Source organism: Roseibium sp., from assembly GCF_025698965.1.
GTDB lineage: Bacteria > Pseudomonadota > Alphaproteobacteria > Rhizobiales > Stappiaceae > Roseibium.
Map to the genome: position 1 here is coordinate 1 of NZ_JAILWL010000446.1, position 5513 is coordinate 5513.

5 protein-coding genes are annotated in these 5513 nt (G+C 56.2%); 3 read left to right on the forward strand and 2 right to left on the reverse strand.

From position 1 onward, the window contains the following. The first annotated feature begins 383 nt into the window (after positions 1 to 383). A complete protein-coding gene (locus K5905_RS26550; RefSeq protein WP_297589856.1) occupies positions 384 to 1223 on the forward strand; it encodes a hypothetical protein in 840 nt (279 codons plus the stop codon). Between the two features lie 16 nt (positions 1224 to 1239). Then, positions 1240 to 2721: a M48 family metalloprotease gene (locus tag K5905_RS26555; RefSeq protein ID WP_297589859.1), complete on the forward strand. Its 1482-nt coding sequence runs from the start codon at positions 1240 to 1242 to the stop codon at positions 2719 to 2721. On the opposite strand, the gene K5905_RS26560 is transcribed toward K5905_RS26555, so the two are convergent. After that, positions 2718 to 3785, reverse strand: coding sequence for an AraC family transcriptional regulator (locus K5905_RS26560; protein ID WP_297589862.1), 1068 nt, complete (start codon positions 3783 to 3785; stop codon positions 2718 to 2720). The genes K5905_RS26555 and K5905_RS26560 overlap by 4 nt on opposite strands. A 142-nt stretch (positions 3786 to 3927) precedes the next feature. Here K5905_RS26560 and K5905_RS26565 point away from each other — a divergent pair, with 142 nt between their 5' ends. Continuing rightward, complete coding sequence (locus K5905_RS26565; RefSeq protein WP_297589864.1) at positions 3928 to 4953, forward strand: alpha/beta fold hydrolase; 1026 nt, start codon at positions 3928 to 3930, stop codon at positions 4951 to 4953. Positions 4954 to 4984: 31 nt separating this feature from the next. Here K5905_RS26565 and K5905_RS26570 read toward each other — a convergent pair. Beyond that, the coding region (locus K5905_RS26570; protein ID WP_297589867.1) for a sigma factor-like helix-turn-helix DNA-binding protein at positions 4985 to 5513 on the reverse strand (529 nt) is incomplete at its 5' end.

The window sequence follows — 5513 nt, forward strand, 5'->3', positions numbered from 1 at the left end:
CCTGTAAGCGGTCGATTAGCATGAATTGGCGGCCTTTGCGAGCCTTCTTCAATGATCCCGAAATTGCGGGTGGGGATTAGTGTGAAATAAGGCCGGTGAGTGTTCGAAGCAGGAATGATGCGGTCGGACCAGGGGGATTGGTCTTGGACTTGCCTTATTCGCTGCTTAGCAAGAGACTCCATCGTGACCGCTTTCTCCTCAAGGATGGAAAGATCTTTTGTGAACCGGTGTCGGAGAGGCTTGTGTTCTCTGACTGAAATCGATTCCGAGAGAGAGCGTTTGAACAGAACGGGCTGAGAGGGCAGCAGGTGTTCAAAAGGCTCTGGCAATGCCAGAATTTGCTTGGCTGGATAAGGCGTTTCTGCCCGCGACCGGCCCGCGGCGTGTTTTTGCAGATTTGCTGGACGGCTTTGCTTGGTGGTTCTGCAGCCGCAGGTGGTGGGGTGATCTCGGCGCAAGACGTTGTTGTTGCCTGTGTGCCTCAAGACATCGATGCCGTTTCGCTCATTGACCGGACCCCGGATGGAGTGTTTGTCGATGTGTCGGGCCGACGTTTTCTGCCGGTGGACATTCGATCTGGAGCGCTGACGGCGGCCCAAGCTGGTCACCTTGAATATACCGGCGTTTCGACTGATTTGGGTCGGTTTGAAGCCATACCTGCCGGGCCTGTCAATCGGTGGGGACTGGTTCCCGCATGGATCATTGAGTATCGTGATGACACCCGATATCTGTTTCAAGCGATCCAACTGGAGAGGGGCGAGGCACTTTTTGCTCCCAAACTTGCCGATGGGGTCTGCGCGGACCTCTTGCGCGGCGTGGAACGTTCGGCCCGGTCTCAAGAATTGGGTATTTGGAAGGATCCGGAGAACGCGCCTTTCAGGGAAACCTGGCGGGTTAAAGAGTTTGGCGGCCTCACGGGCAGATATGTAATTGCGCGCGGGCGTATTGTTTCACTTGGAAAAACCCGCAGTACCCGCTATCTGAATTTTGGAAATTTCTGGAAAACTGATTTTACGGTCACCTGGAAATCTGCCGACGAGGACAGTTTTGATGCCACTCTCGGCCGTTCAGGGTGGCGCATTGAGGATTTGAAGGGCAAAACGGTCGAGGTTCGGGGTGTTGTACAAATGCGGGATGGCCCGCTTGTGACACTTCGGCATCCGGAGCAACTGGTAGTACTTGAGAACAAAAGGGCAGCGCGTGGCGGCCAAAACAGCGACTAAATTCCGGGGCATCTCGATGCTTCGAATACAGGAACAACAACGCTACGGGCGAGCCCGCGGGTGGTTGCGCTGTGTTGCCATTGGCGGATTGTGCCTTCTCGTTGCTGCCTGTCAATTGCTCGGGGACGGCACCAGCGTTGGAACGGTGGCGCCGGGAACGTTGCGGCCAAATCTTGCGACGGATATCGGTGCCCGGGAACATCCACGGGTTGTGGCGACCTATGGTGGTGTCTACAAGGATCCGGGGGCAGAACGAGCAGTTGCAAGCGTTGTCGGCCGCCTGGTTGCGGCATCGGACGACCCGTCACAAAGTTACAAGATCACCATCTTGAACTCGCCTGCGATCAATGCCTTTGCGCTGCCGGGCGGATATCTCTATGTCACGCGGGGTCTTTTGGCTCTTGCCAATGACACATCGGAAGTCGCAGCAGTGCTGGCCCATGAAATGGCGCATGTGACGGCAAATCATGCGATCAAGCGGGCGCAGCGCGCCGAAGCCAAACAGCTTGCGAACAAGATCCTGACCGATGTCGTGCAGGATTCGGAAGAAGCGCGAAAGGCCCTTGTTTCTTCGCAGCTATCGTTTGCCAGATTCAGTCAGGTTCAGGAACTGGAAGCCGATGCAATTGGTGTCAGAACGCTGGCGAATGCCGGCTTTGATCCTTACGCGGCTGCCAGGTTCCTGAGGTCCATGGCCGCGTTTGCGCGTTACCAGTCTGCCGACAAGGCGTCTTCTTCCGCGCCTGATTTCCTGTCGTCACACCCCTCGACACCGGAACGGCTGCAAATTGCGGTTCGCTCGGCCCGCCAGATAGGGGCTCCAGGGATCGGAGAACGCGACCGCGACCGGTATCTTAGCCAGATCAACGGCATGCTGTTCGGCGATGATCCGCTCGAAGGTTTCGTTCGCGGCCGCTCGTTCCTGCACAAGGCACTGGGTATCGGATTTTCCGTGCCTTCCGGATACATCCTTGAAAACACACCCGAAGCGGTTCTGGCGAGCAACGGATCGGGAACGGCAATCCGGTTCGACGGCGCCGATGTCAGCAATTATTCCAGCCTCGTTGAGTACATGAAATCCGGTTGGATCAACGGTCTGCTGCCGGAGAGTGTCCGCGATACGACGATCAACGGTCTTCCGGGTGTCACCGGTGCCGCTATCACACAAGGGTGGTCGTTCCGGATCGCTGTCGTGCGCATAGGGCGCACCGGCTACAGGTTCATTTTCGCCAGCCGGTCACCCAATGACACATTTGACAGGGATTTTCGTCAGACGATCGACAGTTTCAAACAGCTGACGCCGACCGAGCGTGCCCGTCTGCGATCTCTCAGGATCAAGGTGGTCAAGACCAAACCCGGCGACACGCCGCGCAAGCTTGCAGTCGGAATGAGTGGCGTCGAACCGTCTCGGCGACTGGAGTTCTTCTCGATCCTGAACGATCTCAGTCCCAGCAAGCCGATCCCGACCGGAACCGCGGTCAAGCTGGTGGTGGATTAACTGTCGTTACGAGACTGATGCGAAGACAGTCTGGCTGGCTGGGACGAGGTGGACAAAACCGCGTCCTGCGTCCAGGAACTCGGCGTCTTGCCAGTTAAGCGCGCAAATTCCCGGTTGAAGTTCGACTTGGTGTTGAAACCGCTCTCCAGCATGGCAGTGGTGGCATTGGTGCCCCGGTCCAGCAAACCGCAAGCGTGCCGGATACGGTAAGCGTTGATATAGCGTGATATGTTTTCACCTGTGGACCTGTTGACGGCAGCGGAAAGTTGTTTTGCAGGCACACCAAGCCTTTGGGCCAGTCTGTTGAGTGTCAGACCCGGATCCAGAAAGAGCGCCTTTGTTTCCAGTAAATCGTCCAGGCGTGCAACCAGGTCGGTATCTGCTTTGGAGGTAATCTGTTGCGCGGAATTGCTGTCGGTGGATGAGGTGCATGCTCTTTCAGGTTCGCCTGTTCGCAAGTTCGGGGAAAGGCACAAGATGCCGATCGCTAGCAGTGCGGCCGCCGATCCGGCGCTGATGATCTTGAAAGCCCAGTCCGGACTTCCCGTTTGAAACGCATAAGCAATCATGATGTCGGTCAGTGCAGACACCAAAAGCGCGATCGAGATGGCCGTCCATATTCGGTGCGGTATTGTCCCGGCTGCGAGATTTACCAACGGCAATGCGTCCCGGTGCGCCTGCAGGCTGATCAGCAATGCGCAGCCGTAGCCGAAGAATATCAATACGATCACAGCATCCAGCGTAACCGGAGCAAACAAGGCGCAGAAAAATACAAACGCAGGACCAAGTATATGGCCCCAATCCTTCGTGAGCGTGATCGGGCGGACTGAAGCGGAAACAAAAGCGAGCCACGCAATTGGGGGAATGCATGCAGCCAGAACCGGTTGCAATTTCAGCGCGGGAGTCAGACCATAATATTGTCCAAGAGCAACAATCAGATTTTGAAACGCGCATACCAGCAGCAGCGTTGAAAACAATACCGGCCGATTTCTGGCAATCATGGTTTGTGCAAACAGGAACCCCAGCACAAGAGCGACAATCAGGGGAAGAGGCAAAACCAGCATTTCCAACTCAATCATGAAAGCGTGACTGACACTTGCGATAGGACAAAAACCGGTTCAAGGCGACCTCTATCCGGTTTTAGGACGCGTTTCGACACCGGTTCATCAAAATATTGGCCATCCCAATCAATCAGGATGACCGAAAATGAAGCACCTTCTTGTTGCCTTTTCATTCGTTTCGACAACTGCTGCATTTGCCCATGGTGAGGAACTGGCCGGTTATGACCGGTTCGCGGTTTCAGCCGCTCATCGGCCGGCCCTGATGTCGGGCTCCGTATGGTATCCCGCAGGAACCCGGACCTATGCAGGGTTTATCGGCAAAGGGCCGGTTTTCAAGGGTACAAAGGCCCTGGTCGGTGCCGGAGTGAAATCCGGCCGGTACCCAGTGGTGTTGTTCTCCCACGGGTCCGGTGGCAACATGGATGCCCTGTCGTGGTTGGCGTCGGAACTGGCCAAACAAGGGATCATGGTCGTTGGCGTCAACCATCCAGGATCGATGTCCGGCGATTCCTCGCCCAGAAGATCCTTGCAGCCGGCGGAGCGGGCAGGTGATCTAAGCGCGGCGCTGGACCATCTTTTGAGCGATCCCTATTTCTCCCGTTTTATTGATCCGGACCGGATCGTTGCAGCAGGTTTCTCACTTGGAGGTGCGACAGCTTTGACCATGGCAGGTGTAACTTTTGAGCCTGAGACCTATGCAGACTATTGCGGGCGCTTTGGAGATGCCGCGCCTGATTGCGTGTTTTTTGCAAAAGGGGATGTGGATCTCGTCAGCATGGCTGACGGACTGGCCTCGAGTGGTCGGGACCAGCGTGTCCGGTCTGCTGTCGCCATCGACCCCGGCTTCACCTATGCGGTAAATGATGAAAGTCTCAGCGCGGTGACGATGCCCATTCAGCTGATCAGTCTTGGCGAAGAAAACCTCTGGAAGGCAGCGGATGTCGGTTCAAACGGCAGCAATCTGACGGGCAAGCTGGAAAACGTCACACATGTTTCCTTGTCTCCGGCAAACCATTTCACCTTTTTGGGGGAGTGTACCGAGCAGGGAGCCGCAATCCTTGAAGAGGAACAGGACGATCCGATCTGCGACGATCCTCAAGGGACCGACCGCGCTGACATTCACAAGCAGATTGTGAAAGTGATCGCCGGATTTCTGTCTGAGCTTCAATAGCTGATCGGGCTAGTATCCCAAGAAGCGTCGCTCAGGTGCTATAGGCGGCCTTGTCCGGCTGCGCTGCAAGCAAGGCAGACTTGAGTTTTTCCATCGCCCTGCTTTCGATCTGCCGCACCCGTTCCTTGGAGATCCCGAGTTTTGCTCCGAGAGACTCCAGGGTAGCGCCTTCCTCGGTCAGGCGGCGTTCGCGCACGATTTTGAGTTCCCTTTCGCTGAGAACTTCAAGCGCGGATGTCAGCCACTTACGGCGCCGTTCGGCATCGATGTTCACGGTCACGATCTCATCAGGCAGCGGTGCGTCGGAAACAAGGAAGTCCTGTCGATCCGCACTCGAGCCTTCGCTGTCCGTTACCGGTGCATTCAAGGACGTGTCCGGCCCGGAAAGGCGGGCATTCATCAAGGCGACGTCGGCTTGTTTCACCCCGATCGCGTCTGCGATTTTCTGATGAAGTTCGCTATCGGTCAGTGGTGTCTGATTGCTGGAGAGTTTGGCACGCAATCGGCGCAGATTGAAAAACAGCGCTTTTTGGGAGGAAGAGGTGCCCCCCCGAACGATC